The organism is Povalibacter uvarum (assembly GCF_014202975.1).
In the GTDB taxonomy this organism is placed as follows: domain Bacteria; phylum Pseudomonadota; class Gammaproteobacteria; order Steroidobacterales; family Steroidobacteraceae; genus Steroidobacter; species Steroidobacter uvarum.
Window position 1 is genome coordinate 608,333 of the sequence record NZ_JACHHZ010000003.1, and the last position, 25,799, is coordinate 634,131.

The 25,799-nt window shown below is 62.4% G+C and carries 24 protein-coding genes; 12 read left to right on the forward strand and 12 right to left on the reverse strand.

The genetic code is table 11. The annotated features are described in order from the left end of the window. Positions 1-115 precede the first annotated feature (115 nt). Positions 116-928 carry a hypothetical protein gene (locus HNQ60_RS14005; protein WP_184332789.1) on the forward strand — a complete coding sequence of 271 codons (813 nt, stop codon included), beginning with the start codon at positions 116-118 and terminating at the stop codon, positions 926-928. 80 nt (positions 929-1,008) lie between these two features. Here the strand turns inward: HNQ60_RS14005 and HNQ60_RS14010 are convergent, their stop codons facing one another. From HNQ60_RS14010 to HNQ60_RS14020, 3 genes are all read right to left on the reverse strand, one after another. After that, the gene (locus tag HNQ60_RS14010) at positions 1,009-1,557 is read right to left on the reverse strand and encodes an ester cyclase (protein ID WP_184332791.1); all 549 of its coding nucleotides are present in this window, start codon (positions 1,555-1,557) and stop codon (positions 1,009-1,011) included. 125 nt (positions 1,558-1,682) lie between these two features. Then, positions 1,683-2,444, reverse strand: coding sequence for a LytR/AlgR family response regulator transcription factor (locus HNQ60_RS14015; protein WP_184332793.1), 762 nt, complete (start codon positions 2,442-2,444; stop codon positions 1,683-1,685). Next, positions 2,441-3,580, reverse strand: a complete 1,140-nt coding sequence (locus HNQ60_RS14020) for a sensor histidine kinase (protein ID WP_184332795.1) — start codon at positions 3,578-3,580, stop codon at positions 2,441-2,443. The genes HNQ60_RS14015 and HNQ60_RS14020 overlap by 4 nt, the downstream gene beginning before the upstream one ends. A 338-nt stretch (positions 3,581-3,918) precedes the next feature. On the opposite strand from HNQ60_RS14020, the gene HNQ60_RS14025 reads away from it, so the two are divergent. From HNQ60_RS14025 to HNQ60_RS14035, 3 genes are all read left to right on the forward strand, one after another. Beyond that, entirely contained in the window at positions 3,919-5,790 is a 1,872-nt protein-coding gene (locus HNQ60_RS14025; RefSeq protein WP_184332798.1) for a gamma-glutamyltransferase family protein, read from the forward strand. A 119-nt stretch (positions 5,791-5,909) separates the two neighbouring features. Beyond that, positions 5,910-6,446 carry a methyltransferase family protein gene (locus tag HNQ60_RS14030; protein ID WP_184332800.1) on the forward strand — a complete coding sequence of 179 codons (537 nt, stop codon included), beginning with the start codon at positions 5,910-5,912 and terminating at the stop codon, positions 6,444-6,446. Positions 6,447-6,656: 210 nt separating this feature from the next. Continuing rightward, a complete protein-coding gene (locus tag HNQ60_RS14035; RefSeq protein WP_184332802.1) occupies positions 6,657-7,472 on the forward strand; it encodes a crotonase/enoyl-CoA hydratase family protein in 816 nt (271 codons plus the stop codon). 16 nt (positions 7,473-7,488) lie between these two features. Here the strand turns inward: HNQ60_RS14035 and HNQ60_RS28300 are convergent, their stop codons facing one another. Beyond that, entirely contained in the window at positions 7,489-7,884 is a 396-nt protein-coding gene (locus tag HNQ60_RS28300; protein ID WP_184332804.1) for a DOPA 4,5-dioxygenase family protein, read from the reverse strand. A gap of 223 nt (positions 7,885-8,107) precedes the next feature. Further along, positions 8,108-8,551: a VOC family protein gene (locus tag HNQ60_RS14045; RefSeq protein WP_184332806.1), complete on the reverse strand. Its 444-nt coding sequence runs from the start codon at positions 8,549-8,551 to the stop codon at positions 8,108-8,110. Positions 8,552-8,745: 194 nt separating this feature from the next. Here HNQ60_RS14045 and HNQ60_RS14050 point away from each other — a divergent pair, with 194 nt between their 5' ends. Continuing rightward, positions 8,746-9,450, forward strand: a complete 705-nt coding sequence (locus HNQ60_RS14050; RefSeq protein ID WP_184332808.1) for a Rossmann-fold NAD(P)-binding domain-containing protein — start codon at positions 8,746-8,748, stop codon at positions 9,448-9,450. Positions 9,451-9,901: 451 nt separating this feature from the next. Here the strand turns inward: HNQ60_RS14050 and HNQ60_RS14055 are convergent, their stop codons facing one another. Next, entirely contained in the window at positions 9,902-12,490 is a 2,589-nt protein-coding gene (locus HNQ60_RS14055) for an SUMF1/EgtB/PvdO family nonheme iron enzyme (protein WP_184332810.1), read from the reverse strand. 216 nt (positions 12,491-12,706) lie between these two features. On the opposite strand from HNQ60_RS14055, the gene HNQ60_RS14060 reads away from it, so the two are divergent. Both HNQ60_RS14060 and HNQ60_RS14065 read left to right on the forward strand, forming a co-directional pair. Beyond that, positions 12,707-13,765 (forward strand): hypothetical protein, encoded by a 1,059-nt coding sequence (locus tag HNQ60_RS14060; protein WP_184332812.1) that lies wholly within the window; start codon positions 12,707-12,709, stop codon positions 13,763-13,765. After that, on the forward strand, positions 13,762-14,334 hold the full coding sequence (locus HNQ60_RS14065) for a c-type cytochrome (RefSeq protein ID WP_184332814.1): 573 nt from the start codon (positions 13,762-13,764) through the stop codon (positions 14,332-14,334). Before HNQ60_RS14060 ends, HNQ60_RS14065 begins: the two co-directional genes overlap by 4 nt. Before the next feature lie 80 nt (positions 14,335-14,414). Here the strand turns inward: HNQ60_RS14065 and HNQ60_RS14070 are convergent, their stop codons facing one another. Then, positions 14,415-15,776, reverse strand: a complete 1,362-nt coding sequence (locus HNQ60_RS14070; protein WP_184332815.1) for an NAD(P)/FAD-dependent oxidoreductase — start codon at positions 15,774-15,776, stop codon at positions 14,415-14,417. 290 nt (positions 15,777-16,066) lie between these two features. Next, positions 16,067-16,606, reverse strand: coding sequence for a regulator of G-protein signaling domain-containing protein (locus HNQ60_RS14075; protein ID WP_184332817.1), 540 nt, complete (start codon positions 16,604-16,606; stop codon positions 16,067-16,069). Between the two features lie 259 nt (positions 16,607-16,865). Here HNQ60_RS14075 and HNQ60_RS14080 point away from each other — a divergent pair, with 259 nt between their 5' ends. Together HNQ60_RS14080 and HNQ60_RS14085 are read left to right on the forward strand one after the other, a co-directional pair. Then, positions 16,866-17,819, forward strand: coding sequence for a DUF4261 domain-containing protein (locus HNQ60_RS14080; RefSeq protein ID WP_184332819.1), 954 nt, complete (start codon positions 16,866-16,868; stop codon positions 17,817-17,819). A 2-nt stretch (positions 17,820-17,821) separates the two neighbouring features. Then, on the forward strand, positions 17,822-18,289 hold the full coding sequence (locus HNQ60_RS14085) for a cupin domain-containing protein (protein WP_184332821.1): 468 nt from the start codon (positions 17,822-17,824) through the stop codon (positions 18,287-18,289). A gap of 4 nt (positions 18,290-18,293) precedes the next feature. On the opposite strand, the gene HNQ60_RS14090 is transcribed toward HNQ60_RS14085, so the two are convergent. Genes HNQ60_RS14090 through HNQ60_RS14100 form a run of 3 tightly spaced genes read right to left on the reverse strand, consistent with a single transcriptional unit; the run spans position 18,294 to position 19,814 of the window. Continuing rightward, positions 18,294-18,881 (reverse strand): hypothetical protein, encoded by a 588-nt coding sequence (locus HNQ60_RS14090; RefSeq protein ID WP_184332823.1) that lies wholly within the window; start codon positions 18,879-18,881, stop codon positions 18,294-18,296. A 1-nt stretch (position 18,882) separates the two neighbouring features. Beyond that, the gene (locus HNQ60_RS14095; RefSeq protein ID WP_184332825.1) at positions 18,883-19,239 is read right to left on the reverse strand and encodes a hypothetical protein; all 357 of its coding nucleotides are present in this window, start codon (positions 19,237-19,239) and stop codon (positions 18,883-18,885) included. Then, the gene (locus tag HNQ60_RS14100) at positions 19,236-19,814 is read right to left on the reverse strand and encodes a sigma-70 family RNA polymerase sigma factor (RefSeq protein WP_221304202.1); all 579 of its coding nucleotides are present in this window, start codon (positions 19,812-19,814) and stop codon (positions 19,236-19,238) included. The genes HNQ60_RS14095 and HNQ60_RS14100 overlap by 4 nt, the downstream gene beginning before the upstream one ends. A gap of 184 nt (positions 19,815-19,998) precedes the next feature. Here HNQ60_RS14100 and HNQ60_RS14105 point away from each other — a divergent pair, with 184 nt between their 5' ends. Then, positions 19,999-21,708: a serine hydrolase domain-containing protein gene (locus tag HNQ60_RS14105; RefSeq protein ID WP_184332827.1), complete on the forward strand. Its 1,710-nt coding sequence runs from the start codon at positions 19,999-20,001 to the stop codon at positions 21,706-21,708. On the opposite strand, the gene HNQ60_RS14110 is transcribed toward HNQ60_RS14105, so the two are convergent. Further along, on the reverse strand, positions 21,629-22,123 hold the full coding sequence (locus tag HNQ60_RS14110) for a putative toxin-antitoxin system toxin component, PIN family (RefSeq protein ID WP_184332829.1): 495 nt from the start codon (positions 22,121-22,123) through the stop codon (positions 21,629-21,631). The two genes, HNQ60_RS14105 and HNQ60_RS14110, sit on opposite strands and share 80 nt — an antisense overlap. 82 nt (positions 22,124-22,205) lie before the next feature. Between HNQ60_RS14110 and HNQ60_RS14115 the strand changes: the two genes are divergently transcribed. Both HNQ60_RS14115 and HNQ60_RS14120 read left to right on the forward strand, forming a co-directional pair. Continuing rightward, a complete protein-coding gene (locus tag HNQ60_RS14115) occupies positions 22,206-22,769 on the forward strand; it encodes an ECF-type sigma factor (protein WP_184332831.1) in 564 nt (187 codons plus the stop codon). A 72-nt stretch (positions 22,770-22,841) separates the two neighbouring features. Continuing rightward, the gene (locus tag HNQ60_RS14120; RefSeq protein ID WP_184332833.1) at positions 22,842-25,757 is read left to right on the forward strand and encodes a serine/threonine-protein kinase; all 2,916 of its coding nucleotides are present in this window, start codon (positions 22,842-22,844) and stop codon (positions 25,755-25,757) included. Positions 25,758-25,799: the final 42 nt, after the last annotated feature.

Genomic DNA, 25,799 nt, shown 5'->3' on the forward strand with positions numbered 1-25,799 from the left:
CTGCAGTGCATCTTGAAATCCATCGAACCGCGGTGGCGTTGCGACTCTACGGCACCGGCGTCGAGTTTTTCGATCAGACCTGGAAGCCGGATGATGTAGTGAAGGTGAGATAGGAATGGCCATGACATACTGCAACCGTTTCGCGAGCCTTGCTGCGGCCTTGTGGCTTGTCTTTCTGTCTCACTGCGCACTTGCCCAGGATCACGACGCAGATGTGCTCGCGAAGCAGTTGTCCAACCCTGTTGCAGCACTCATCAGCGTTCCGCTGCAATTGAACTACGACACCGGCTACGCGAATGACGGTGAGAAATGGCTGCTCAATGTGCAGCCGGTGGTTCCGATCAGCCTCAACGAAAAATGGAATATGATCTCGCGGACCATCCTGCCGCTCGCCGATCAACACGATGTGGTGAACAGCGGCAGCCAATCCGGCATCGGCGACATCACGCAGAGCCTGTTTTTCTCGCCCAAGCAGCCCACTGCAAGCGGATGGATCATCGGTGTCGGGCCGGCGTTCCTGTTGCCGACTGCGACTGACGATCTGCTCGGGACGGAGAAGTGGGGCCTCGGACCGACGGCCGTCGTACTCAAGCAGACTGCGGCCGGTTGGACTTACGGCGCGCTGGTCAATCACATCTGGTCGGTGGCAGGTGACGACGATCGCTCTGATATCAGCTCGACGTTCCTGCAGCCATTCCTGAGCAAAGGATTGGGGCAGGGCAGGACCGCAACGATCAATCTCGAGTCCACCTACGACTGGGAACATGAGCAGTGGACGGTGCCGGTGAACTTCATGTACTCGAAGGTCCTGAAGGTCGGCAATCAGCTCGTCAGCGTCGCTGGAGGCGCGCGTTACTACGTTGAGTCACCCGACGGCGGACCCGACTGGGGCGTGCGGGTTGTGTTCACACTCCTTTACCCGCGGTGATCTGGCCCGCACAGGGTTCCACAACCGCGCATCCGACGCAGATCAATTCGTCGGATGCGCAGGCGCTGCTTCGGCCTGGGTTAGTGAGTAGCGGCGGGAGAGCTTTTGTTGATCGCCGGCGCCGGTGCAGATGTCGCCAGCAGGCCCAGTTGTCTCATCATTCCCAGCGAATTGGCGCATGTCCATTCTTCAGCGATTCGCCCATCATCCATTCGGAACAGTGTCGTGCCGGTGATTTCCACTGCGCGACCGGTGGCCGGAATGCCGTTGCCGGTGCCGGTGTTGGTCCCGCGCGCCGTCCAATGCACTGCCACCATGTCCCGCTCAGCAACCTGCTTTTCGACCGTGATGTTCAGATCCGGAAACGCCTCGCGCCAACCTCTGGCTTCCGCCATGCCATCGGCATGGGTGAAGGTTGTCTTGCCGCCGTGGCCAACGAAGTCCGCGCTGTACGGTACTTCGAATCGACCCTGATTGAGACCTTCCTCGTACACCCTCCGGGTGATCGACTTGTTGGTCTCCAGAGATTCGGCGCGAACGCGGTCGGACGCATCGGCGCCCAACGAAATTACGCCGGCGAGAATGGCGATTGATGCCGCTGCGGACAGCAGGATATTGAAAGTTTTCATGACCAGCTCCTAAACGCAGAAGTGCGTGCTGCGGATGATGAGCGGTCGTGCGCTCGCTCGCGCCAACTTGGTGTCGAGCGGACGCGGCGGTGGGAGGAGTGGGGGCTGCGCAGTGACGAGGTCGCTCAGCGCAGCAACACGTCGAGCGCCTCCCGATAGCGGCGGCTGCCGTTCACCTGCGCGCCATTCTTGAGGAGAACGACGAAGTCTCCATTGAACAGTGGCTGCACTTCGCGAATCTGGGCAATGCTGACGATTGCCGCCCGCGATACCCGGATGAAGCGTTGTGGGTCCAGGCGGGATTCGAGACTGGCCATCGTCTCGCGCAGCAGGTGCTGTTTCGCGCCTGTGTGGATCTCGACGTAGTTTCCCGCGGCGACGATGCGATCGACCTCGCCGATGTCGAGCAATCGAACGCGACCCTCGGAACGGATTGCGAGTCGCAAGGGGTAGCGCAGCAGCTCTCCTCGATCGATCGACTTCAATGCCTCGGAAACGCGGCGGACGAAGCCGTCATCCGGATGGGCCAGGTGGGAACGGGCGCGTTGCAGTGCACGGCGAAAGCGTTCCGGATCGATCGGCTTCAGCACGTAGTCGAGCGCTTGCGCATCGAACGCGCGCACGGCGTGTTGATCGAATGCAGTCACGAATATGACCGCCGGCATGCGGTTGCCCCCAATGGCTTCGATGACGGCGAACCCATCGAGCTCGGGCATCTGCACATCGAGAAACACGAGGTCGGGCGAAAGCGCGCTGATCGCCGAGATCGCGGCCTCACCGTCGCCGCACTCTTCGACGACTTCGATGTCCGGTTCCTGCCCCAGCAGCCGCAATATCCCGCGGCGGGCGACCGGTTCATCGTCAACGATCAGTACGCGGATGGTCATGGGCCAGTGATTGTCATGGGTCCAGTGCGCCAAGGTAACTCGATCTCGGCGATGACGCCGCCGTCCGCGGAATTTCGTACGTCGAAGCGTTGCCTGTCCGCGTATAGCAAGCGCAGTCGCGCCCTCGTGTTCGCCAGGCCGACGCGTTCGGTCGTCGCCGGCGGCAGACCCCGTCCGTCATCGACAACACACAGCAGGAGAGAGTCGCCTTGCCGGTCCGCTTTGATTTCCACGTGCCCCGGTCCGGCGCGCGTGGCTAGCCCATGTCGCAGCGCGTTCTCGACCAGTGGTTGGAGGATCAGGTTCGGAACCCGCGCTTCGAGAACGTGATCGGGAATGAGGACCCGGTAGCTCAGGCGCCCGCCGAAGCGGGCCTGCTCGATCTCGAGATAGTTCTCGAGAAAGCCGATCTCTTCGCCGAGCGTCACTTCGTGTGCGTCGGTGCTGTCAAGGGAGCGGCGCAGCAACGCGCTGAGCTGCAGGAGGATCCGATCTGCCGAGTCGACGTTCTCGTGCATCAGCACCGAGATCGTATTGAGGGCGTTGAAAAGGAAATGGGGTTGCAGCTGAGTGCGCAATGTCTGCAGGCGGGCATCGGCGAGCTGCGCTTCGAGGCGGAGTTGCCGACGATCCTTTTCCCGGGCGTTCCGCACGAGTCGCTCCACATGTGCCGCTGCGACGATCAGCCAATAGACCGGGAGGTTCAGCAGAAGCGTCGTGCCAAGCAGCCTGCTGAAAGTGCCGAGCCAGGTGGGCTCCGCGTGGGTCGCACCGATGACTGGCGCCGCCAGCGCGAAGAGAGCCAGGTTGACCAGGGCGCAGGCCGCCGAAGCGACGCCGTGCACCGCAAGCGCGCCAAGGAAGCGCGGTCGCTGGAGCGGAAACCGCGCCTCGAGTCTCAGCGCGATCGGTGTGAGCGCAGCCCAAACCGCGGCCCAGACGAGCCAGATGACACTGGCACGTGCCCACGCCAACGGTTCGCCGCGTACCTGTGCGGCAAACCAGGCCTGCCCCGCGAAGAGCATCGCGACCAGCGTCCACGCCGCCAGAATGGCTACGCCCCTGCGGCCGATTCCGGACCCGTTCTCCACCACCGGTCGCGCTCCTTCGTGCTCTTCTCTAGCGAGCTGTGCCATCAGCCGGACTACCTCCAGTCGCCGACCCCGTCGCCGGCGTTGGCAGCATACCCAATTGCTTCATCAGCCCGTGCGAGTGGCGGAGTACTCCGTGACGAGCTCCCGCCGACGCCATCATCCTCTGGTCGCGGGTTCCCGAGGCCCAGGGAGTGACGACTGGAGGCTGCAGCGGGGTGAGTGGAGGCTGCGGCCGGAGAGGACTCGTCACCGGCGCGCGCGCCAGTGCCGGCCTGCGCGTTCGTCTACCGCCGTGGGTCGAAAAGCCTTGTGCAACGGCGACCCGCCAGCCGACCATTGAGCGGCTCGCCCCCACACAGCACGAAGACACGGGCCCATAAATGCCTTACTCATGCCAGCTTTCCCTTCGTCCCTTGTTGATGCTGCTCGGCGCTCTGTGCGGCTTTCCCGCCTACGCGCAGTCCCCGATCCAGTCCTGCAACGACACACCGAAACCGGCCTGGTGCAGCGCCGTCATCGGCGACCGTTCTCAAGGATGGCTCGCACAGTCACGGTCCGAAGTCATGGCGCGCAACGGCATCGTTGCAACGAGTCATCCGCTTGCCGCACAGGCGGGACTCGAGATGCTTCGCAAGGGTGGGAATGCAATCGATGCCGCAGTCGCCACGGCGGCGGTACTCAGTGTCGTCGAGCCGATGAACGTGGGGCCGGCGGGCGACCTGTTCGCCATCATCTACATCGCAAAGGAAAACAAGCTCTATGCGTTGAACGCGAGCGGCATGGCACCGAGCGGCTCGACGGTCGCGCGCATGAATGAGTTGGGCTATCAGTGGAATCCAAAGAACTGGGGACCGGGGTCAGGCATGCCGACCGGCGGCATTCTGACCGTGACCGTACCGGGTGCCGTCTGGGGATGGGACGAAGTGCAGCGACGCTTTGGCTCGCTCGCTTTCAAACAGACATTGCAACCAGCGATCGACTACGCAGAACAGGGCTTCCCGATTTCTGAGCGCATCGCGTTCGACTGGACGCTGCCGAATGCGCTCGCCCCGACACCGTCCGATCCACGAGCATGCTGCACGCAGCTCGACCCCGACGCCGTGGCCACCTGGTACATCAATGGCAAACATCCGACTGCCGGACAGATTCATCGCAATCCGGGTCTGGCGAAAACATTTCGTGTTCTCCAGCAGCAGGGACGCGATGGGTTCTACAAGGGCGAGATCGCCAGGGCGATCGTCGACAAGTCGACGCGACTCGGCGGTTCCATGACGCCCAGCGATCTGGCGTCCTATCGCGGTGAATGGGTGACGCCTGCGACGGTGAACTATCACGGGTTCGATGTCTTCACGTTGCCGCCACCCGCGCAGACGTGGGTGACGGCGGAGATGCTCAACATCCTCGAGGCCTGTGTCCCCAAATGGGCACCCGGCCAGACACTCGCGACGCTCGGCCCCGCCAATGCGAAATACTGGCACCTGCTGGTCGAGGCAAAAAAGCTCGCGTTCAACGATCTGTATGCGTTCAACGGCGATCCGGCCTTCACGAAGGTGCCGCTCGACAGGCTCCTGTCGAAACCATACGCCGCGTCGCTGTGCGAACGCGTCGATCCGGATCGTGCGTCGGGCACGGCGCCTTCGTCGGACGCGTACAGCGGGGGAGATACGATCGTGCTCTCGACCGCCGACCGGCACGGCAATATGGTCGCGTGGGTCAACAGCCTCTACGATTCCTTCGGCTCCGGCATCGTGGTGCCTGGCTACGGGCTCTCACTGCACAATCGCGGCAATCTGTTTACGCTCGATCCGAAGAGCCCGAACCGGATCGAGCCCCACAAGCGTCCGTACAACACGCTCTCCGCGGCCTTCGTCATGCGCGCCAACAAACCGTTACTGTCGGTGACGCTGATGGGCGGCGACGTTCAGGCACAAGGCATCGCCCAGGTGCTCGTCGACATGCTCGACCTTGGCGCCAACGTACAGTCCGCTTCCGACATTGCACGCTTCAGACATACGCAGGTTCCGAATGTGCTCGCGCTCGAATCGCAGCTGTTCGATCTGGTCGGTACGCAGTTGAAGGCGATGGGCCACGAGGTGCGTTCAAGCAGCGGTGCACCGATGGGCGGTTATCAATCGATCATGTTCACGCCCAGCGATGTCGGCGCATCGATCAGTGATGAACCGCGCCCGGTTGCGGGTTTCTACCGGGCGGGTTCGGATCATCGGAAGGACGGGCAGGCGGTGGGGTATTGAGTTTCTGGAGGGACCCGCGAGATGGAAAACCTCCCACATTCACCCCGAAGACCTTGCCGAGCGCGCTTTCAGCAAGGTGATGTACTACTGGGAATTTGGCTGACGCAGGGAGAGGTCGAATGAACTCGCAGCGACGAGCGTCGGGAACCGCCGTGCAACGGACCATTGCCGTCCTTGGCTCGTCGGTTTTCTTCGTGGTCGCCCCATGTACGCTGGCGGGGCTCGTCCCATGGTGGATCACGGGTTGGCAACTCCAGCCGCCGTTCCTTGGTCTGGAGCTGACGCGCGGTATCGGCGCGATAACGATTCTCGCAGGCGTGCCTGGGCTCGTTGACGCATTTGCGCGTTTCGCGCTCCAGGGTCTCGGCACCCCCGCGCCTATTGCGCCGACCCGGAATCTCGTGGTGACCGGTCTCTACCGTTATGTGCGCAATCCGATATACATCGCGGTCGTTGCCATCATCCTGGGTCAAGCGGTGCTGATGGCCGATTGGCGCCTCATCGTTTACGGCGCGCTGCTCTGGCTCTTCTTCCACGTCTTCGTCGTGGCGTACGAAGAACCCACGCTCGAGCAGACGTTCGGGAGAGAGTACGAGGCGTTCCGCGCCGCCGTACCGCGCTGGATTCCGCGAATGACCCCATGGCGCTCGGAATGATTTAGCGGAGCGTCTGCTCCGGGCGTGTCCGGAGTCAGAGTGTGCGGCGCCTACTCGCGCCTCTGCTTGAGCAGCCACTCGATGACGTCTATCCGAGCGTAAGCCGGGTCCCAGGCGTTGTGGGCCACGCCAGGCAGTTCGGTGCGTTAGTGTTCACGATGCACCCGCGGACCGCTGAATCGCGGCTCTGCCGGCATAAGGAGTGAAGCGATGAGCGATCGTGTCGCAATCCAGCTCGACAGCGAGGGCGTCGCCGACGTCCGGCTGAATCGAGCCGAAAAGATGAACGCAATCGATAGTGCAATGATCGAGGGCATCCTCGCTGCCCAGGATCGGCTGCGAGCCGAGCCGCGCCTGCGCGCCGTCGTCTTGCACGGTGACGGCCGTGCATTCTGCGCTGGCCTGGACATCAGTCGATTCAGCAGCGTGGGGGCTGAGCGAAGCGGTCGCAGCTACACGCTGGCCGGGCGCACTCACGGCATCGCTAACGCGCCCCAGCAAACCGCCTGGGGTTGGCGCGATCTCGCAGTGCCCGTGATTGCGGCCGTTCACGGCGTGGCATTTGGCGGTGGACTGCAGATCGCCCTTGGCGCCGACATCCGCTGCGTGACCTCGGACGTGAAGCTCTCGGTGATGGAGATCAAATGGGGACTCGTGCCGGATATGGCTGGCATTGCGTTACTGCGCGAACTGGTGCGCGGTGACGTTGCACGCGAGCTGACCTATTCCGGGCGGATCATCGATGGCAATGAGGCAGTGCGGCTGGGACTCGCAACCTGGGTCGGCGCCGATCCTTTGGCACATGCGCGCAATATGGCTCGCAATATTGCGCGCCGTAACCCCGACGCCATCAGGGCGGCGAAGCGCCTCCTGAATCGAAGCAGTGACGCTGATGCCGCGACGCTGCTCGCGAGCGAGTCACATGAGCAGGATCGCTTGATGTCCAGTCCGAACCAGGTCGAAGCGGTTCGGGCAGAGACGGAGCAGCGCCTGCCTGCGTTTGGCGATCTCCTGCCCGATCCCTGAGAAGTCTCAGCTGCATTCAAAAGTCGGACTTGCCGAATCTGGCAACGCCTTGATTCATGCCGGGTGGATCCAGTACCGAAAGGTCCAGAGGCAAGGGCTCTCCTATCCAAAGGGCCTGCGACGTATGGTCTGCAAGATCATCGTCGGTCAACTGATGGACCAGCGCTCTCAGGCGACTCGCCTTGATTCGTTCGAGGACTGTCGCCAGGGCCTTCCGGTGGAAGTGAACTTCGTATTGAGGTATCGGATGCGGTCCAACCGGCCGGTCCGTCATCTCCCCTACAAAGAGGATGTCCACGAGGTCGCCTGTGCCCTGCCTCGTTCGCAGATCGGAGTGAAGCTGCGCTGCGGCGGAACGATCGGAGGCGTCGTAGTAGATATGAGCGTGAAAGGGATCACATGCGTCAGCCATATGGATGCTCCCGCAAAGATCAATGCGCCTGGCTCACCACCGTGACACGCGTCTGAACGCTACAGGTGCGGCGCCCATCCGCTTGATCTACTCGTATCCGTCGATTGTGGCGCATACGGATCGAGATGTCCTCTCCTGGACGAAAGCAGACGCCCACGAGCCCAAGCCAGACCTTGCGACGAGGGGCAGCCGCTCATCGCAAGCTCTGACGTCACGTGCAGGACTAGCCCTTCGGTTTCCAACCCTCTTGCGGAATGGTGTTGACCATCCAGGGCACGCCGAACTTGTCGACCAGGCCACCGAAGCCCGGGGACCAGAATGTCTCTCCGAAAGGCATGTTGGCCGTACCGCCCGCGGACAGCTGATCGAACCAGCGGCGTGCCTCCTCGATCGATGTGCTGTGAAGCGTGACATCGAAGCCGTTCTTCGGCTTGTCGATGTTCGGGGCCCAGCCGACATCCATGTCCGCGCCCATGATTGCCTGGTCACCGACATCGAGCCAGCAATGCATCAGCCACGTCTTGTACTTCGGATCGCTGATCGGCATGCCGGGAGGTGCGTCGCCATAGGGAATGGCGGCGGTGATTTTTCCCCCGAGCACTTTCGCATAGAACGCGAAAGCCTCGGCGCATTGGCCCCGAAAGCTCAAGCTGGTGACGATTTTCATGGTTGAAGTTCCTGTGGCGCTTGTAGGATCGTGACTGCAAACCCGTTCGCGTCAAATGCAGTCTGGGTACTGCAAGGACGAACCAGTGGCTTGGGAACCGACATCGGGTGCCGGGAATGAGCAATCTCGCGATCGATCGTACCCGCAATCTCATAGAATCATCCCACCCGTAATCTGAACCGCCTAAGGCAGTCATGACCAACGCCGCGATCGTCCTGGGAGCATCGGGTTCAGTCGGCCAGGCGCTCCTCGCGGAGATCATCAGCAGCGGCCGCTTCAGCCGTGTCCTGGTCATGACGCGACGGCCGCTCAATCCGGGAGCGGGTGCGCAGGCAGAGGAGCGGTTGGTGCCGCAAATGGAGCCGGCCAGACTTTCTCAGGCTGTAGTCGACGCATTGCACGATTGCGCCACGGAAGCTGTGGGCTTCAGCGTGTTGGGTGTAGGTGCCGGTACGGCGAAACTTTCCCTGGAAGAGCATCGCGCGGTCGATGTCGATCTCAACGTTGCGTTCGCTCGAGGCCTGAAGCTATCCGGCAAGGTACAACATCTCTGCTTCATGTCGGCGCTCGGGGCTGACATCAATGCGAAAACGACCGGCTCAGGTGCGGCGGGAATGCCGCGCTACGCTCGCGTGAAAGGCGAGTCGGAGGCGGGTGTCGTGAGCGAAGGGCCGCCCATCGTGAGCATCTTCCGCCCGGGCGTGATCATCGGATCCCAACATACTCCGCGGTCACTCGCATTTCTTCTGCCGTTGCTCGCGCCGCTGACTCCGGTGAAGTTTCGCCCAATCAGAACAACCGAGATCGCCCAGGCGATGGTTGCTGCCGCTCTGCGGCCCGCGGCAGGGAACGGGATCTATCACTATCCAGAGATGATGGCGTTGATTGCCGGCAGATGAGGAGCTCATGAGCATGGCCTTACGCGGCAGGTTCAGCGTAGACCTGAACGCAGCGCTCACGCCTTGAAATCTTCACTGACGGCGCCACTTGGTCCCCCATAGAATCTAAGATATCGGCGCGTGGCTTCGGTGGGCGGTCCGCGTCGGCAATCAGCCCACGGCAACTGAAGGAGGTGATCCAATGGTTCATTCAAACGTTGGTTCGGTCGCAACTCTGGGTGTCCTGGTGAGCGGGGCTCGTCGATAAACGACGACCTGCACTGACAGGACGACCTCAGACGATGCGCGCAGGCTTTTCGCCACGCGCGCGACCGAGGTCCCCAACGCCTTCCTTGAGTGGAAGGGCGGCTCCGATGCAGTTGCCGTGCGGTAGCCTTGTGCCGCATGGGATTCATGCTCGAGCAGGAATGGCGGAGTCCGCAAGGGCTCCGCCATTTTCTTACTCTATCCGCTACTCGATTCGCCCCAGGTGCCGATCGAACCAATCGGTCACATCCGCGGCAACCCTGTTCGGCGGCATGGTGAAATGGCCCGTATCGTAAGTGATCTGCGTTTTCCGGTCGGCCGGCGTTCCCAGCAGTTCGAAGGTTCGCTTCTGTGATTGCTCGTAGGGATAGATGTGATCGTAGCGGCCGCTCAGCATCAGCACTGGGATGGTGATGCGGGGAGCGTAGTTGACGAGATCGATCATCGGGTGCACCGGATCGTTGAGCCAGATGCCGCCCGAAGCGAGCACAGCCGCGGCAATGCGCTTCTCGATGGCGAGATTGATTGCTCCCGCGAACGCCGCGCCCCGACTGATTCCCAGGTAACCGATGCGATCCGCCCGCATGTCCGGTCGCGTTTCCAGATAGTCGATCGTGGCGCTCAGGTCGTGTTGCCACAGCAGCGGCCGGCTACGCTCGACGTCAAAGGACGTGGCCATATCGGTCGGCGCGGGCGAATAGCGTTCGTAGCCGCCGGCCCAGATCGGCATGATCAGCGCCCGGCCGCTGTTCACGACGAACCCTGCGATCTGCAGTTGTTCGAGCACCGCTCGGTTCGGGCGTCGCATATAGCAGCAATCGCCGACTCCTGAATACACGATGGGCTGCAACGGTTTGTCGTGAGCCTTTGGTCGCACGACATAGATCGTCGTCCGATCCTGTTCGGTGAACGTGAGAACGACTTCTTCGGCGACCCACAGCGCCGACTCTTCCACCGGGCTCACGGTGACCTGGCTCGGCGCAGTGTGCGGAGTCGTGAACTGAAAGCGCATCGCTGCAAATGCGTCGTCGGAAACGGGAGCGCGATTCGCGAATGGGGTATCGCGGACGAGCCGGATCGGTTCGAGCAGCGTGGTTTCGACCTGCGATTCGCCGAGCGGAAGCATGAGGCGCATGCCGTGATCCGGGAGTCGACTCATTGGATCGGCGGTGTAAGCGAGCGCCGAGTTCGATGCGTACTCCGGCCAGCCGCTGCCCAGCGCAACCGCTTCGTCACCCGCTGAATTCCAGACCCACTCGCGCACGTTGCCGGCCATGTGATACGTACCCCACGGTCCCGCTCCTTGTTCCGTGAGCGCCGACACCGGGCCATAGGTGAGGAACCTGCTGTGCGAAGCGATCACAGCCGAGGTCGGGAACATCGCGTCGTAGGGCGTGAATGCGGCTCGCAGCCAATGATGAATCGTTGGCAACATCTGTTTTCGATAACGCGCGTACGCAACCGCTTCGTACCAGCTGATTCCGCCGACCGGCATGTCCTCCTCGCCACGCGGATATGTGCTGAGCTGCCAGCCGGCGGGACCCGCGCGTCCAGTGGCGTCGATGAAGTATCGGCGCGCGTCAGGCCACGACAGCGTGCGGCCTTCTCGAGTGAACTTCAGGTCCTGCCAGTACTCGGCTTGTTCGTAGCCGCCCGCGTCCACGAATTCCTTGAACTGCCGGTTGGTGACTTCGCTGCGTCCGATCGCAAAGGCCGGAATGTCGTGCTGCTCGCCACCGAGTATTCCCCTGGACCAGCCGGCGAGATATACCGGCACATTGGTGTGCGGGACGAACACCATGTCCCGCGGCAGCGCATCCTCATCGATGAGCGAGAGCGGAATGCTCGGCTGATTGAAGGGGAATCGCTTCGGCGTATCCGACTCGCCAACCTCCACCGAGGGTCCCGGTATCGCGACGACGAAATAGCCCGTGCGAAATCCGTCCTTCGTGACCTTGAGGCGGACGGCTCCGCGCGGCGCCTCGATCCATGTCTCGATGGGTGTCGTGCCCGCCAGAATCCACTCGCCGTTCTCGTCGTCGTAAGACTTGAAGTAAACAGTGGCGCCCGGCTGCGAGACCAACGGTCGCATCGGAACGATGATCTTTCGCCACAGTGCCTCGAAGGCCGGGTCCTCGCGGACGCGATCCATTCTGCTTGCTCGCGAAAGCACGAACGCCGCGCTGTACTGATCCTTGGCTACTAGCGCGGCGATCTCTGACATCGCCTTTACATCCTTTGCGCGCTGTTGGGAGCTCAGATGCGTAAAGACGAAATAACTCGCACCCACCGCCAACACTGCGGCTGCGGCAAGCCCGATGGTCCACTTCGACCGCCGACGCTGGGGCTCCCCGGCGGTGTCCGTTGAAGTGGGCGAGGGCGGTTCCGGACTTTCCTGGATCTCCGGCGCCGTTTGTCCCGGTTCTGCGACCCCGACCTGTGCCTTGGGAGTGCCTGCCAGTTCCGTTAGCCGATAGCCGACCCGCGCGATCGTTTCGATCGAGAAGCCGCCGTGCGCTTCCGCCAGGCGCCGGATTCTGGCGATGCAACGGTTGATTGCATCCTCACCGACGACGCGACCGGCCCAGCACTCATCGATGAGTTGATCGCGTGAGACGACCTGGCCCCGGCGGCGCGCCAGGACGACGAGCACCTGCATCACCCTCGGTTCGAGGACTTCCCGGCTGTCGCCGGCTACGACCTCCCGGGACGAAGGCCGGATCAGCAAGTCGCCGAGCGTGAAGTCGGGTTCACCTGCCAGATCCACCGAAAACGGCCCCTGATCGGCGCTCATCGGCATTCCATCGGCGATTCATCAGGCACTGATCCTGTCCGGCGCGGCGCTGAAGCGGTGTCATGGCCCCGCGATCGCACCCCGGTGTCGGTCGCACAGATCCGCCTCGGGCAGGGTGGCAGTGGCATCGCTGAAGGCTCCGGCCATGTTTTTCGGAGCATAACGCGAACCCTGCTGCACCTGCGATTGGCGCCACGTTGGTCCGGTGAGTACGTCATGTTGCGAGCCTTTCCATCCCTGATCATCGCGGCGATCGCGCTGCCCGGCATCTTGTTGCATTCGGCACTCGCGGAGGCCGCGGACCCGCTGCCGAGGCATCTTCACGAGACGGGGCTGTTTGCGGATGCGGGGACGACGATCGACGCGAGGAACCTCCCATTCGCACCGCAGTATCCGCTCTGGTCGGACGGCGCACGCAAGCGTCGATGGATCCATCTGCCGCCGGGCAGTGCGATCGACGCATCGCGGCCCGATGCATGGGAGTTCCCGGTCGGGACCCGGCTGTGGAAAGAGTTCTCGCTCGGGCGCCCCATCGAAACCCGCTTCATCGAGCGGCTGGCCGACGGCACCTGGCGATTCGCCGCGTATGTTTGGAACGAAGCGGGCACGGAAGCAACGCTCGCTCCGCGCGAAGGCATGTCGCTCAGCGTGCCGATGGCGCCGCAGGGTCGCTACTCGATACCCGCAAGCGACGATTGTCGCGCGTGTCACGAAGGCGCGGCTGTTCCCGTGCTGGGCTTCAGTGCGTTGCAGTTGTCGTCAGACCGTGACCCGCTCGCACCGCACACCGAAGCACACACGGGGATCAGTGTCGCCGATTTCGTCAGGCGCGGTCTGATTCGGAATGCGCCCGCTGCACTGATCGACGATCCACCCCGCATCGCAGCCACTTCTCCAGTGGAGCGCGCTGCGCTCGGCTACCTGCATGGCAACTGCGCGCACTGTCACAACGACAGCGGCGCACCCGCACCGGTCGATCTGGTGCTAGCGCAGAGCGCAGGCGATCCGGCGAGCACGCAGCGCGTACTGCACTCGATGATCGGCGGGGCTGTGCGCTTTCGTGGTCACGGGCTGGGAAACGATGCCACGTTGATCGCTGTGGGCAACCCACAGTCGAGCGTGCTCATCGCGCGCATGCGTTCGCGCAATCCGAACACACAGATGCCGCCGATAGGAACGCAGGCGGCGGATATCGAAGCGCTCGCCCTGATCGAGCGCTGGATCGCCGAGAAATCTCTTTCAACACCATCCCCATCACAGGAGACGAAGCCATGAATCGATCACGCTCTATAACATTGATTGTTCTTGCCATCGCCGCATCCGCCAGCGACACGGCGTCCGCGGAAGAGAAAGCCGCCGACACACTCGCGCGTGGCAAATATCTCGTGACCGTTGCCGGCTGCAACGACTGCCACACGCCGTGGAAGGTCGGGCCGGCCGGCCCTGAGCCGGACATGAGTCGCATGCTGTCCGGTCACCCCGAGAGCATCGCCATAAGCGCGCCGGCGACGGCTGTCGGTCAGTGGATTGCCGCGGCGAACACGACGAACACTGCTCACTCGGGTCCGTGGGGAGTCAGCTTCACCGCGAACCTCACGCCGGATGCTGAAACCGGTCTCGGCAAGTGGACGCAGAGCACATTCACGCAGACGATCCGCACGGGGCGTCACATGGGGCGCGGGCGAAAAATCCTGCCGCCGATGCCGATCCCGATGTACAGGAACTTCACGGACGAAGATCTCGCGGCGATGTTCACCTACCTGCAGAGTATTCCGGCGATCAAGAATCGCGTGCCGGAGCCGTTGTCGCCGGCGGTTGCGAGCGCGGCAGCGACGTCAGAGTAATTGGCGGGCGAGGCAATGAAATCTGCAGCGCGCGGCAAGCAGGAGGTTTGCCGCGCGCTCGAGTGTGGGTGACTGTAGGTTCAGAATTCCTTCTCAGCTTCGGAGTGCGCACGCAGCGTGTCTTTCTGAAAGAACTTCGCCCACGTATTGGCCAGTGAGAACAGCATCGGTTTGCCGATGATCTTCCCCAGGCTGCTGGGCAGCGCGAAAGCGCGGTGATTGGAGAAGTAGTTGAAGTACTTCTTGTAGTCCTCCGTCGCATCGCCCAGGACATTTCTCGCTGCGAAGCTGCCGCAGAACGTCGCCCAGGGAATTCCGACGCAGCCCAGGATGAAACGCACGTGTTCCTGGCCGGGTGGTCGTGCAATCACCGGCAGCAGATCTCTCGTCATGTCGATCTGGCCGGGCCAGAACTGCATGAAGGAGAGCGTCTTCAGTTCGGGGAAGTGACTCTGAAAATCCTTGATGACCCGCCTGATGATGCCGGGATTGTTATAGGCGTCCGTCAGAAACGTGGTGACCGGCGTTCCGCCGCCCAGCAACAGGCGGTTGTCGGCCGTCAGCCGAAAATACGAATATACGAGTTTCGAATCCCAGCACTGCATCTGCTCGCCTGACGGAAAGAGAATGCGCAGTTCCTTGTCGGTGAGCGGTTCAGTGACGCTCAGGAACGTCTGCGCATGGAACGCTTCGTCCGCGAACGGGCTGATGGAGCTGGTCAGTTTGTCCACGGCGATGATGATGCTGTCCGCGGTGACACTGCCCCCGTGCGTATACGCTGTGTGGCCTTCCAGCCGTTCCATGGCAGTGCTCTCGAAGATCTGCATGCCGTTGTCGACGAGCAGGTCCTTGATGCCCTGCAGACAAGCCAGCGGGTTGACGCCGTATGTGCCGCCGTACCGCACACCCGCCGCATACCCCTGCGCGCCCAGTATCCCTTTGAGTTGCGTTTCGTCGTACGCGCGCTGATCGGAGAAGCCGACGCTTTCACGACATTCGATTTCCGAGGCCACGGCGTCTTTGCCGCCAGAGCCGAGGCCGAGGAACAGAGAGTCCTGCTTGAGCAATCCGCACTGGATATCGTGCTTCTTGATGGTGTCGACAAGTCGTTCGATGCCCCGCAAGGGCGCATCCCAGATCTCGCCCGCTGCCTTAGTGCCGTAGCGGCGAACCAATTGATGAAGTTCGAGCTCACTGTCCGGAGTGAGAAAGCCCGCGCTTCGCCCCGAAGAGCTGCCGCCGACGATGTTCTTCTCGATCAGGACGACCTTCAGCCCCTGGGCCAGGAACTCCGCGGCGGCGCTGATGCCGCTGAATCCTCCGCCGACGATCAGGACGTCGCATTTGATGTCTTTCGTCAGGGGCGGACAGTACTTGTGCCCCTTGATCATGAGGGTGGTGATCCACCAGTTCTGGTTGATGATTCGGGGTTTCGCGGGCACGTCGCACCTTGTTGTCGTTTTCCGCCGGACGCACTGACTATTAAGCGTTCTGCTTCTCCGTGTGAGTACGTAGTAAGGGAAGGTGCGGGGCAGGGGGCGCGTGGGCAACGTCAGACCCGCTAGCGGAGGCCCTTCGATAGATCGCGTCGGACGAGGTTCGCGCCGATGCGATGATCCTTGATGCCGAAGCCAGCACGACCCGCATGACGGGTAACAGGTACGGCAGGATCAGCCACGTACCTGGGCGAAGTATTGAGCTGTCGTGCTGTGCCGTCCGGCGGAGCCCGCGGCTACGGTCCCCAGGTGCCCTGCATGGATGAGAAGCCGGCATCGAGCAATTGCCTGCGGGCCTGGAGCCAGGAATTGACGAAGCTCTTCTGCGCACCGCTCGTCGGACGCTTGACGCCCTTGCTGGCCTCGTCGACCGCAATGCGCATGGCGTTGTTGTCTTCCTGTCGAAAGACAGCCGGCAACAGGAAGTCGAACTGTTCCCGTACGGGAGTGCGATTGCTGGACGTAGCAATCCGCTTGAGGAAGTTCATCTGCTGCGCTGCCTGGCGCTGCTCGCGGTACCAGTCGATCATGCCGCTCAGTTGCGGATTCTTCGGCGGCAGCAGCTCGTCGCAGTTGATGCGGTAGGGCGCGTTCGGCGAGCAGAACAGGTCGTAGATGGCGATGGCCTTCTTCTTGCTCGGTGTCGTTCGATATTCCGATACGAGGAATTCGAAGACGTAATCCGTCATGCCTTCCATGATGCACTTGTTCAGGAAGTTGATGCGCTCCGCGCCCCCTGCCAGTGCGTGCTTCGCGTACTTGCTTTGATGTGCCATAGGTAGGGGATTTCCTCATGGCGACGTTGCGCCGTCAACGAGCGGCAGTTGAAGTGCGTCACGCTTGATGGATTTTTTCTGGCGCTGGCCCGGGCACGGGATTGATCGCGATCAGCCCTTACATAATGAACGCCGGCTCCTTCGGCAGATCAAAGTAGTCGCGTACATCTCGCGCGCGACCTTCATTCGTATCAGTCTGTGCTTGACCGGCTTCCCGATATCCGCTGCTATCCGGGAGGTCAAAGCTATCGGTCCCCTCATGCCTAAAGGTTTCTACAGCCAGGGAGTCACTCTCCTCACCGATGGCAGCACCACCGTGCGTGACGTGAGGGCTGCGTTGCAGAAGCGCGGCTTCAACATCGCCAGGGAAACGGAAGGCTCGGAACACTGGCAGCTTGGCGGCGCGACGCTCGTGGTGCCGTATCGACCTGAGATCAATGGCTACGTCGCGGTCGATCTCGTGAATGAGAAGTGGCCGGATACGATGGGCGATCCTAAAGCGGACACGATGACGTTCGGCGCGTGGTCGATGGGACACTTCGGGCCTTGGGCGTATCCGCACGGCTTGCGACGCGCGGGGCAGCACGCATGGGCGTGGGAGCCGGCGAGCAGCATTGCCGACGGACACGCTGGCTTCATTCGTATCCGGCTCAGCTATGCCTTCGGCGCAAATCAGGATGCGCCAGTGCTACCGGAGAACTACGACGCGCTCGATGAGCTCGACTTTGTCGGACGTATCGTGGTGGCTGCGCTGGAGGCGCCCGGTGTGCTCTGTTACTTCAATCCCAACGGCGAAGTGCTGAGGGACCGCGAGAGCTTCTCTGAAATGTGGAACGCCTGCGTTGCGGACAAAGTCATCGCGCTGCCGCTCTGGTCGAACATCCGCTTCTTCAACCTGGGGGAGCTGATGCTCATGGACACGGTGGGCAACGCTCAGTTCGATGCGATGGATATCGAAGCCATCTTTCCCGAGAGCTACTCGCCGCAGGAGGTGGATGGGTATCTGCGCAACGTGACGCTCTACCTGATCGATTCCCGCCCGCGGTTCGAATCCGGCGAATCGATCGATGGCCCGGGCGAGCAGAACACATCGTGGACGCTCGAAGTGCTGGAAAGCGGTTTGACCAGTCCGCCAAGGCAGATCCTGCGCTTGTATCCGAAGCGGGATGCGGATGTAGTAAGACGGGCGGTCGCGGAAGTGGACCGGGAGTGACCATGAAGCACAAGATCGACATGAATCAGGTTTCGCGCGCGCAAGGTTCGGGCTATCCGGCGCCCTTCGATGAGCCCTGTCGCGAACGACTTCGACGTCGACTCGGCGATGCGGCCGGTCTCACGCAATTCGGAGTGAATCTGCTGACGCTGCCGCCAGGTGCATGGTCGAGTCAGAGACACTGGCACACGATCGAGGACGAATTTGTCTTTGTGCTGGACGGAGAGGTCGTGCTCGTAACCGATGCGGGCGAGGATCTTCTGAGCGCGGGCGATTGCGCTGGCTTCCCGGCGGGTGCACCCGACGGCCACCATTTGCAGAATCGATCAGCGCGTTCGGCAACCGTTCTCGAGGTCGGCACGCGTCGACCCGCGGATGACGAAGTTTTCTACTCAGATATCGATATGCATGCGCCCAAGGGTGATGTGGGTTATGCGCATCGGGACGGGCGGCCGTACCCGCGCAAATAGCTCGTCAATCCTCGAAGCTCGAATTCACCGGTGACTTGGGCAGTGCCACCTCCGGAGGCCCGGAGGTGGTCAAGGGGACGGTCCGATCGACGACTTCCAGGGCGAAGTCGTCTGCCCACACGGTTCCCGTGCCGAACAGGAAGAATCCGAATGCGATGTTCTTCGCGGCAGCCGGAACGTCCACAACGATCTCATACCGTCGCCATTGCGTCGTCCCGGTGACTGGGCGTGAATCCATGTTGTCGAACCCCATGACTTTTCGATCGGCGCCGTCGACTCGCAGCCACATCTGGGCACGATTCGCGTCCTTCGTCCGCATCACTGCCGAAAGACGAACCCGCGATCCCGCATAGCTTTCGGGGGAGACGTTCTGCATCAACGTCCCGAATCCCGATGAGTCCCCCACGACCGATTTGATGTACGCCGCCTTGCCCCCGTCCGGGCGGGCAGAGGGATCCGTTCCGAACTCATAGTCCTTCGGCGCGTTTCCTGCGACGAACCAGCCGGCGGGAGTAGCCGCAACGGCTGAGCCCAATGCGGCTCCAAGAGAGCAGAGAACAGCCACTGCCGTGATTCGTTTCCAGAGCTTCATTTCAATCTTCCTCCGAGTTGTCTTCCATCCGAACAAAAAGTGAATCGCCTGGGCCCACACCCTCGGCCCCTGTTTGCCCCAGCAGGAAAGCGCGCGAGTTTCCTTCGATGAGGCCGAACGTATCCGTTGCACCGGTGACGATGACGTCGCGCTGCGTCCCTGCCTGATGCAGGCCGATCGCAATGACCGCCGCCACGACGGAGGCCGCAAGTGCGTACCAGGTTCGCGCCGCCGCCTTCGGCCGGGTGCGGGCAACTGAGATACCGAGGATTCGCTCATCCACGGTCTCGTCGGGTACTTCCCGCGCAACGGTGCGGTATCGCGAGATGACGTCGTGTCCGTCTTCGGTTTCCTTCATCTCCAGGTCCTCAGTTCGTGGCGAAGCCGGTTGAACGCGTATCGCAGCCGGCTCTTTGCCGTCTCGCTGCCAACGCCCGTCACCTCGGCGATCTCTGTCACGGTCAGGTCACCTTCCGCCTTCAGGAGAAAGGCTTCTCGCTGCTCGATTGGAAGCTGTTCCACTGCGTGCAACAGGGCCCGTCCCAACGACTCGTTCTCTGCGCTGCGATCCGGCTCATCACTCGATTGAGCCAGTGCGGTTGACTCTCCCAGGTCGGCCGATGCCTCGGTGTTCGATCCTTGCGTGCGCCCCTGCCGGCGGTGGTGCGCCAGCCGCTTCTGCGCGATGCTGAACAGGAAGGTCACGAACCGCGCCGTGGCGACATACCGGGACCTGCCATCGATGATCGCGATCCAGGTCTCCTGGAAAACCTCGTCGGCGACCGACTTGTCTCGCGCGATGCGCCGGATGAATCGGTGCAGGCGGCCGCGATGTCGCAGATACAGCGTACGAAAGGCTTCCTGATCGCCTTGTGCGTAGAGCTGCATCAACGCCTCGTCCGATGGCCCCGTATCGGCTTGACGTTCTTTCAACAGGCCTTCTTCGACCGGCGCACTGGCCACTGGATGTCCCTTCGTATTCGATCAATGCTTGTTTATAGCGGCAGCGATCGGAACGGGGTTAAAAAGACTGTGAACAAATATTTCCCGCGCGAGTGTCGGCGGGCGGATCCCAGGCGTGTCCTTGGAGCGCAAGCCGGCGCACAGGAGATCAGGTATGAAGGTCGGGGCTGAACGCATGCAAACCTGGAATCGGCGCTCTTTCATGCTGGGAACGGGGCTTGCAGCGGCGGCAGCGTCCGTGCCTGCTCGGGCGGAGCGCGAGCGCAGTCATGACGACGACGTGAAGGCCCTCATCGACGCCGAACGCAAGCGCATTGTCGACTCGATGGCTGGTGCAGATATTCCCGGTGTCGCCGTCTGCCTGATCCACGACGGCATGCCGATCTGGACCGAGGGCTTCGGTGTCACTGATCGCAACGCGGGGCGCAGCGTCGGGTCCGACACGATCTTCAGCATCCAGTCCACGTCGAAGAATTTCACCGCGACGGCGGTCATGATGGCTGTTCAGCGAGGGCTTCTCGATCTCGACAAGCCGGTCACCGCGTACCTGCCGGACTTCAAGGTCAACAGCCGATTCGAGGCGCGACCGCAGGAGAAGATGACCCTGCGCCTGTTGCTGTCCAATCGCGCTGGATTCACCCACGAGGCGCCCGTCGGCAACAACTACGATCCGGCGTTCGAGAGCTTCGAGGCGCACGTCCGCAGCATTTCACAGACGTGGTTGCGTTTTCCGGTCGGCGAGCGCTACCGCTATTCCAATCTCGGGTTCGACCTGGCCGGCTACATCCTGCAGTTGCGCATGGGCATGCCGTTCGCGGAGTGTGTGCGCAGGCTGATCTTCGAGCCGCTCGGGATGAAGGGCAGCACGGTCGCGACCGATGAGTACGCCAGCCGCTCGAATCGCGCGGTGGGTCATCAGAAAGATCATGCGACGGTGCCCTTGAAGACGCCGTTGATTCCATCTGGCGGCGTCTACACCAGTGCGCGGGACATCGCTGCGTATTCGATGCTCCATTTGAATCGAGGTCGTTTGAACGGTGCGCCGCTGCTTCAGGAGGCACTCTGGGACGAGATGCACGGGTTCCCTTTCGGCGGCGACTACAGTCTGGGCGTCATTCGCAAGGAATCACGCTATGGCAGCACCGACGTTCGCATGTTGAGTCACGCCGGCGGCGGCTTTGGCTTCGGTTGCGTGTTTCAGTACTGCCCGATTGCAGGTCTCGCTTGGGTCGCGATGTTCAATCGGCCGGTCTCGGCCGCGTATGGCTTCGGCTCAAAGCTCATCGACGAGCTGCTCACCCGTCGCTTCGGTGCAGCCACACCGCGACTCGCGGCTGACGATCTCCCGGTGGCCGTGCTGCCGGATGCGTGGCTGCAGAAGTTCGCAGGCCGCTATGTGGGTCGTGGCGGGCCTGCCGAGATCGAAGTCAAAGACGGATCGCTCGTTCTGCGCAACGGCAACTCGGCGTTGCCCATGCGCTTCATGTCGCCTGATGAAATGTTCGTCGCCGCTCCACAAGGTGATGCGGCAATGTATCGCTACATGCCGGCAACCGGCTTCGCGCCGGCTCATCTCGAATGCTGGTTCAGCGAGGCGAGCCTGGACTACAACGACAGCGAACGCGACCCGCCAGGGCCGGACAAGCCCGAGTGGCAACCGTATCTCGGCAATTATCGGCTCGAGCGATGGGGGCAACCCGCCGACGAGATCTTGATCCGCCGCAGGAACGGATACCTGTACCTCAACGATACTCGTCTGACGGAGCACGAGCCCGGCCTGTTCTTCACCGCCGAAGGTGAGGCGGTCGATTTCCGGGCGGCGGTGCCGGTGTATCGAAGTGTTCGTATGACGCCAGGATCCTGACCCCGAACTTCATCGCCTTTCTCCGCAGCTTCAGCACCGCTTTGTCCTTTGTCACCAGGCCGTCCGCTCGCGCGTGGTAGGCGAGGGCGAGAAACGGTTCGTCGTCGGTGTCGCGACATGGTGGGAAGCCCGGTGGCAGCAAGAGTGCTTCGCGACTGAAGCCTGTCGGCATCTCCATCTGTGTTGCTGCCGCGAGATAGCGATCGAGCACCAGTCGCTGTGCGTCCGCTGCCAGCCGGAACTGCGAATAAGTCAGCACGCGTTCGAGCTCGTCGATCGCGAGTTGGTGAACGATCACCTGCACTTGCCGGGCTTCGATCGCGGTCATCAGGTCGCGCGTCGCCGGGTCGCGGAAGACCAGGCAATCGAGAACGACGTTGGTGTCGAGGACCAGGCGGGGCAGGATGGCGTTCACAGCGCCGCATCATAGTCGGATGGGGGCGCAAGTGCCCTTCGGGGGAATTTCCTGATCGCGATCCAGGGCGCACAATGCCGCCATGGACACTCCGGAATCGCTGACGGACCTGATTCGACTCGCGAGGGAAGGCGATTCCAATGCGCTCAGCCGCGTCTTCGATGCCACCTATCCGGAGTTGCGACGCCTCGCCCGCACGCGGCTCACACCGCATGCGCGAGGTTTGCTGCTCGATACGACATCGCTGGTCCACGAGTCCTATCTGCGGTTCATTCACACCGGTGCGCTCAAGTTGAACGACCGGCAGCATTTCATGCGCTATGCAGCGAACGTCATGCGCTCCGTCGTCGTCGATTTCGTCCGCGAACGCCAGGCGGAGCGCCGTGGCGGCGATGCTCAGCAGGTGACGCTCGATACGCATGTCGCAGACACGGCGGCAGCTGGTGAGGAGGAGATCCTCAAGGTTCACGAAGCCCTGGAAGAACTGGCGACCTACGACGAACGCATGGCGCGGATCGTCGAGATGCGCTACTTCGCCGGGATGACGGAGAACGAGATCGCGGAAGCGTTCGGCGTGACGGATCGAACGGTGCGCCGCGACTGGGAAAAAGCACGCCTGCTTCTCGCCAAGGCGCTGTCACGTTGAGTTGCGTGTCCGGTTCCGCCGGCGAAAAGCGTTGATAAGGAATCTGTCGTTCGCGTTCCGTTGGGAGCGTTCATGATTCGCATGTCGATCGATCGGGGGCAGTGGCCGCAGCTCAGTCGGTTGCTCGACGCAGCGCTCGACCTCCCGCCTGCCGAGCGCGATCGCTGGATCGAGGCGCTCGATTCGTCGTTCGATGCGCTGAAGCCGGACCTGCGTGACCTGCTGTCGCGGGCGAGCAGCGTCGAGACCCGTGACTTCCTGAACAGCCTGCCTGCCGTCAGCTCAGGCTCGAGCGATTCCGTTACCGATGCCGCGGACCACGCGGGTCGCTGCATCGGTCCGTACAGGCTGACGCGCGAACTCGGCGCCGGTGGAATGGGTTCCGTCTGGCTCGCCGAAAGAACCGACGACTCGGTCCGTCGGCCCGTCGCACTCAAGCTGCCGCATGTCATGTCGGCCCGCATCGGACTCGCGGAGCGGATGGTTCGCGAGCGCGACATCCTGGCGACGCTCGTGCATCCGAACATCGCGCGGCTGTATGACGCCGGGATTTCGCCGGAGGGTCGGCCCTACCTTGCGCTCGAGTACGTCGAGGGCGTGCGGATCGATCGTTATTGTCGCGAGCAGGCCCTGGATGTTCAGGGGCGGTTGCGCCTGTTTCTGCAAGTCGCGGCGGCCGTCGCCTACGCGCACGCGAAGCTCGTCATTCATCGTGATCTCAAGCCGGCCAATATCCTCGTCACGCGCGACGGTGAAGTGCGGCTGCTCGACTTCGGTGTCGCCAAGTTGCTCGACGACGGTCGCGCGGAAATGACTCGCCTCACGGAATTGTCGGGTCGCGCGCTTACGCCCGACTACGCATCGCCGGAGCAGATCCTGGGTCAGTCGCTGACCATCGCCTCTGACATCTATTCTCTCGGCGTCGTGCTCTACGAACTGCTGGCCCAGACGCGGCCATATCGGCTGTCCCGCGAGTCGCGCGGTGCTCTCGAGGAGGCGATTCTCGAGGTGGAGCCAGTGCGAATGAGCGGTGTCGCCCCTCCTGGAATGCAGAAAGCCCTGCGTGGCGATCTCGACACGATCGTGCTCAAGGCGCTGAGGAAGCAACCCGAAGATCGTTATGCGACCGTGAATGCTTTCTCGGATGACGTCATTCGTCATCTGCGACGATTGCCTGTTCTCGCACGGCCTCAGAGCACGTGGTACCGCGTGAGTCGCCTGATCGCCCGCAATCGCGTCACAGCGATGGTTGTCACGGTTGCGAGCATCGCGGTACTGGTCGGTGCGATCGTTGCACTCTGGCAGGCGCGGGCGGCGGTTGCGGAAGGTCGCAGAGCCGAGGAAGTGCGTGAGTTCATCGCGACCATCTTTCAGGAAGCGAATCTCGACAGCGACCAGAGCCGGCCCGCCTCCGTGCTCGAACTGCTGAAGCAGGCCAGCAATCGGGTGGACGCGCTCGAAGCAGAGCCGGCGGTGCGGGTCGAACTGCTGACCCTGATCGGTTCGGGCCTTCTCAGCCTGGATGACACTGATGCGCTCGAGAACGTTGCACGACGTGCAGTGGACGAGGGGACGCAGTCGCTCGGCTCAGATCATCCGCTGACTGTCCGTGCCCGCATCCTGATGGTCTGGGCTCACATGTATCGAGGACGAACGCAGGAGGCGGGTGGCGAGATCGATGCATTGATGCAGGTGATGACGCGAGACGAGTCGGCATTCGGTGAGGAACTGATCGAGCTCTGGCGGATTCGCGCGGACCAGGCCATCGATGCGCACCGCTACGAGGATGCGGAAGCCGCAGCGATGCAAGCGCTGACGAGGGCGGAAGCTTCGTTCGGAGCGCAGCATCCGGAATCATTGCGTGCGCTTGGCGTACTGTCGACAGCCTATCGCCGCCAGGACAAGCATGCGGAAGCGCTGCGAACGGCTGAGCGAGGCAGAGACCTCGCGTTGAAGCTGTTCCCCGATGGGCAGCACGCAATGGCGATTTTCGCGCGGGCAGAGTACGGACGCGCGCTGGCCGAAGCGGGTGATGTAGCGGGCGGAGTCGAACAGCTCTCGCTGGCGACCCGCGATGCGGAGAAGTTGTACGGGCCCACCGCGCGTACAGTCGGATTTCATTTGCAGAACATCACGCAGTATCACCTGCAGCTAGGATCGATCCAGGCCGCGGTAGTCAGCAGCACGCGTGCCTTCGACATCATGAAGGAACATGCGGAGCCGGATACTTTCAACTATGCGGCGGCGTTGAACGCAAAGACACAGGCGTTGCTGGCGGCGAGGCGCGGCGAAGAAGCATTGCCAGCGACTGCGCAGATTCAGGAAGCGGCGAAGCGGTTGTTCGGTGACACCCATCCCAACGCCGTCGGCGCGCGGGCGAGTCATGCACTCGCATTGGGACTGAGCGGGCGAGTCGACGAAGGACGCGCGCTCATTGATGCAGTCCTTGCCGACGCTCGAAGAACTCAGAAGCCGTCCGCTCGTCCTTTCTATATCGCAGGCGACCTCGAGCGCCTGGCAGGTCGCCATGCGCGCGCGTTGGCCCGGGCAGAAGAGGCATTGGCGCTGCTGAACGGCGGCGATGGAACCGCTGCGGAACTGGCACGAGTACAGATGCAGGTAGGGCTCGCACGCGTGGAGACCGGTGCAGCGGAAGCGGCCTCGATGCTCGATCAGGCGCTATCCGGCTTTCGTGAAAGCCAGTCGGAAATGACGCCTGCGCAAGCTGATGCCCTCGTCGGTCGGGCGCGATTGCATCTCGATGCTGGTCGTGCGGATGAGGCGCTGCCGTTGCTGATCGAAGCGGATCAGTTCTGGCGTGACTTTGACGATCAGAGTCGCTGGGCGGGCGAGGCCGCTCTGTGGCTGGGTCGCTGTCTTCGTACTCTTGGTCGCGGCCCCGAGGCGGCGGACGTACTCGATCGTGCCCGACGCACACTGTCGCATTCGCCGATACTGAATGACCGCGAACTCGTAACGCGGATCTGACGTAAACGCCGCAAGATTGTTTTCGCCCATGTCCGGATTCGC

Excerpts from the sequence above, each read along its gene's own strand:
- HNQ60_RS14005 (WP_184332789.1), top strand. The coding sequence starts at position 116 with ATGGCCATGACATACTGCAACCGTTTCGCGAGCCTTGCTGCGGCCTTG.
- HNQ60_RS14010 (WP_184332791.1), bottom strand. The coding sequence starts at position 1,557 with ATGAAAACTTTCAATATCCTGCTGTCCGCAGCGGCATCAATCGCCATT.
- HNQ60_RS14015 (WP_184332793.1), bottom strand. The coding sequence starts at position 2,444 with ATGACCATCCGCGTACTGATCGTTGACGATGAACCGGTCGCCCGCCGC.
- HNQ60_RS14020 (WP_184332795.1), bottom strand. The coding sequence starts at position 3,580 with ATGGCACAGCTCGCTAGAGAAGAGCACGAAGGAGCGCGACCGGTGGTG.
- HNQ60_RS14025 (WP_184332798.1), top strand. The coding sequence starts at position 3,919 with ATGCCTTACTCATGCCAGCTTTCCCTTCGTCCCTTGTTGATGCTGCTC.
- HNQ60_RS14030 (WP_184332800.1), top strand. The coding sequence starts at position 5,910 with ATGAACTCGCAGCGACGAGCGTCGGGAACCGCCGTGCAACGGACCATT.
- HNQ60_RS14035 (WP_184332802.1), top strand. The coding sequence starts at position 6,657 with ATGAGCGATCGTGTCGCAATCCAGCTCGACAGCGAGGGCGTCGCCGAC.
- HNQ60_RS28300 (WP_184332804.1), bottom strand. The coding sequence starts at position 7,884 with ATGGCTGACGCATGTGATCCCTTTCACGCTCATATCTACTACGACGCC.
- HNQ60_RS14045 (WP_184332806.1), bottom strand. The coding sequence starts at position 8,551 with ATGAAAATCGTCACCAGCTTGAGCTTTCGGGGCCAATGCGCCGAGGCT.
- HNQ60_RS14050 (WP_184332808.1), top strand. The coding sequence starts at position 8,746 with ATGACCAACGCCGCGATCGTCCTGGGAGCATCGGGTTCAGTCGGCCAG.
- HNQ60_RS14055 (WP_184332810.1), bottom strand. The coding sequence starts at position 12,490 with ATGAGCGCCGATCAGGGGCCGTTTTCGGTGGATCTGGCAGGTGAACCC.
- HNQ60_RS14060 (WP_184332812.1), top strand. The coding sequence starts at position 12,707 with ATGTTGCGAGCCTTTCCATCCCTGATCATCGCGGCGATCGCGCTGCCC.
- HNQ60_RS14065 (WP_184332814.1), top strand. The coding sequence starts at position 13,762 with ATGAATCGATCACGCTCTATAACATTGATTGTTCTTGCCATCGCCGCA.
- HNQ60_RS14075 (WP_184332817.1), bottom strand. The coding sequence starts at position 16,606 with ATGGCACATCAAAGCAAGTACGCGAAGCACGCACTGGCAGGGGGCGCG.
- HNQ60_RS14080 (WP_184332819.1), top strand. The coding sequence starts at position 16,866 with ATGCCTAAAGGTTTCTACAGCCAGGGAGTCACTCTCCTCACCGATGGC.
- HNQ60_RS14085 (WP_184332821.1), top strand. The coding sequence starts at position 17,822 with ATGAAGCACAAGATCGACATGAATCAGGTTTCGCGCGCGCAAGGTTCG.
- HNQ60_RS14090 (WP_184332823.1), bottom strand. The coding sequence starts at position 18,881 with ATGAAGCTCTGGAAACGAATCACGGCAGTGGCTGTTCTCTGCTCTCTT.
- HNQ60_RS14095 (WP_184332825.1), bottom strand. The coding sequence starts at position 19,239 with ATGAAGGAAACCGAAGACGGACACGACGTCATCTCGCGATACCGCACC.
- HNQ60_RS14105 (WP_184332827.1), top strand. The coding sequence starts at position 19,999 with ATGAAGGTCGGGGCTGAACGCATGCAAACCTGGAATCGGCGCTCTTTC.
- HNQ60_RS14115 (WP_184332831.1), top strand. The coding sequence starts at position 22,206 with ATGGACACTCCGGAATCGCTGACGGACCTGATTCGACTCGCGAGGGAA.
- HNQ60_RS14120 (WP_184332833.1), top strand. The coding sequence starts at position 22,842 with ATGATTCGCATGTCGATCGATCGGGGGCAGTGGCCGCAGCTCAGTCGG.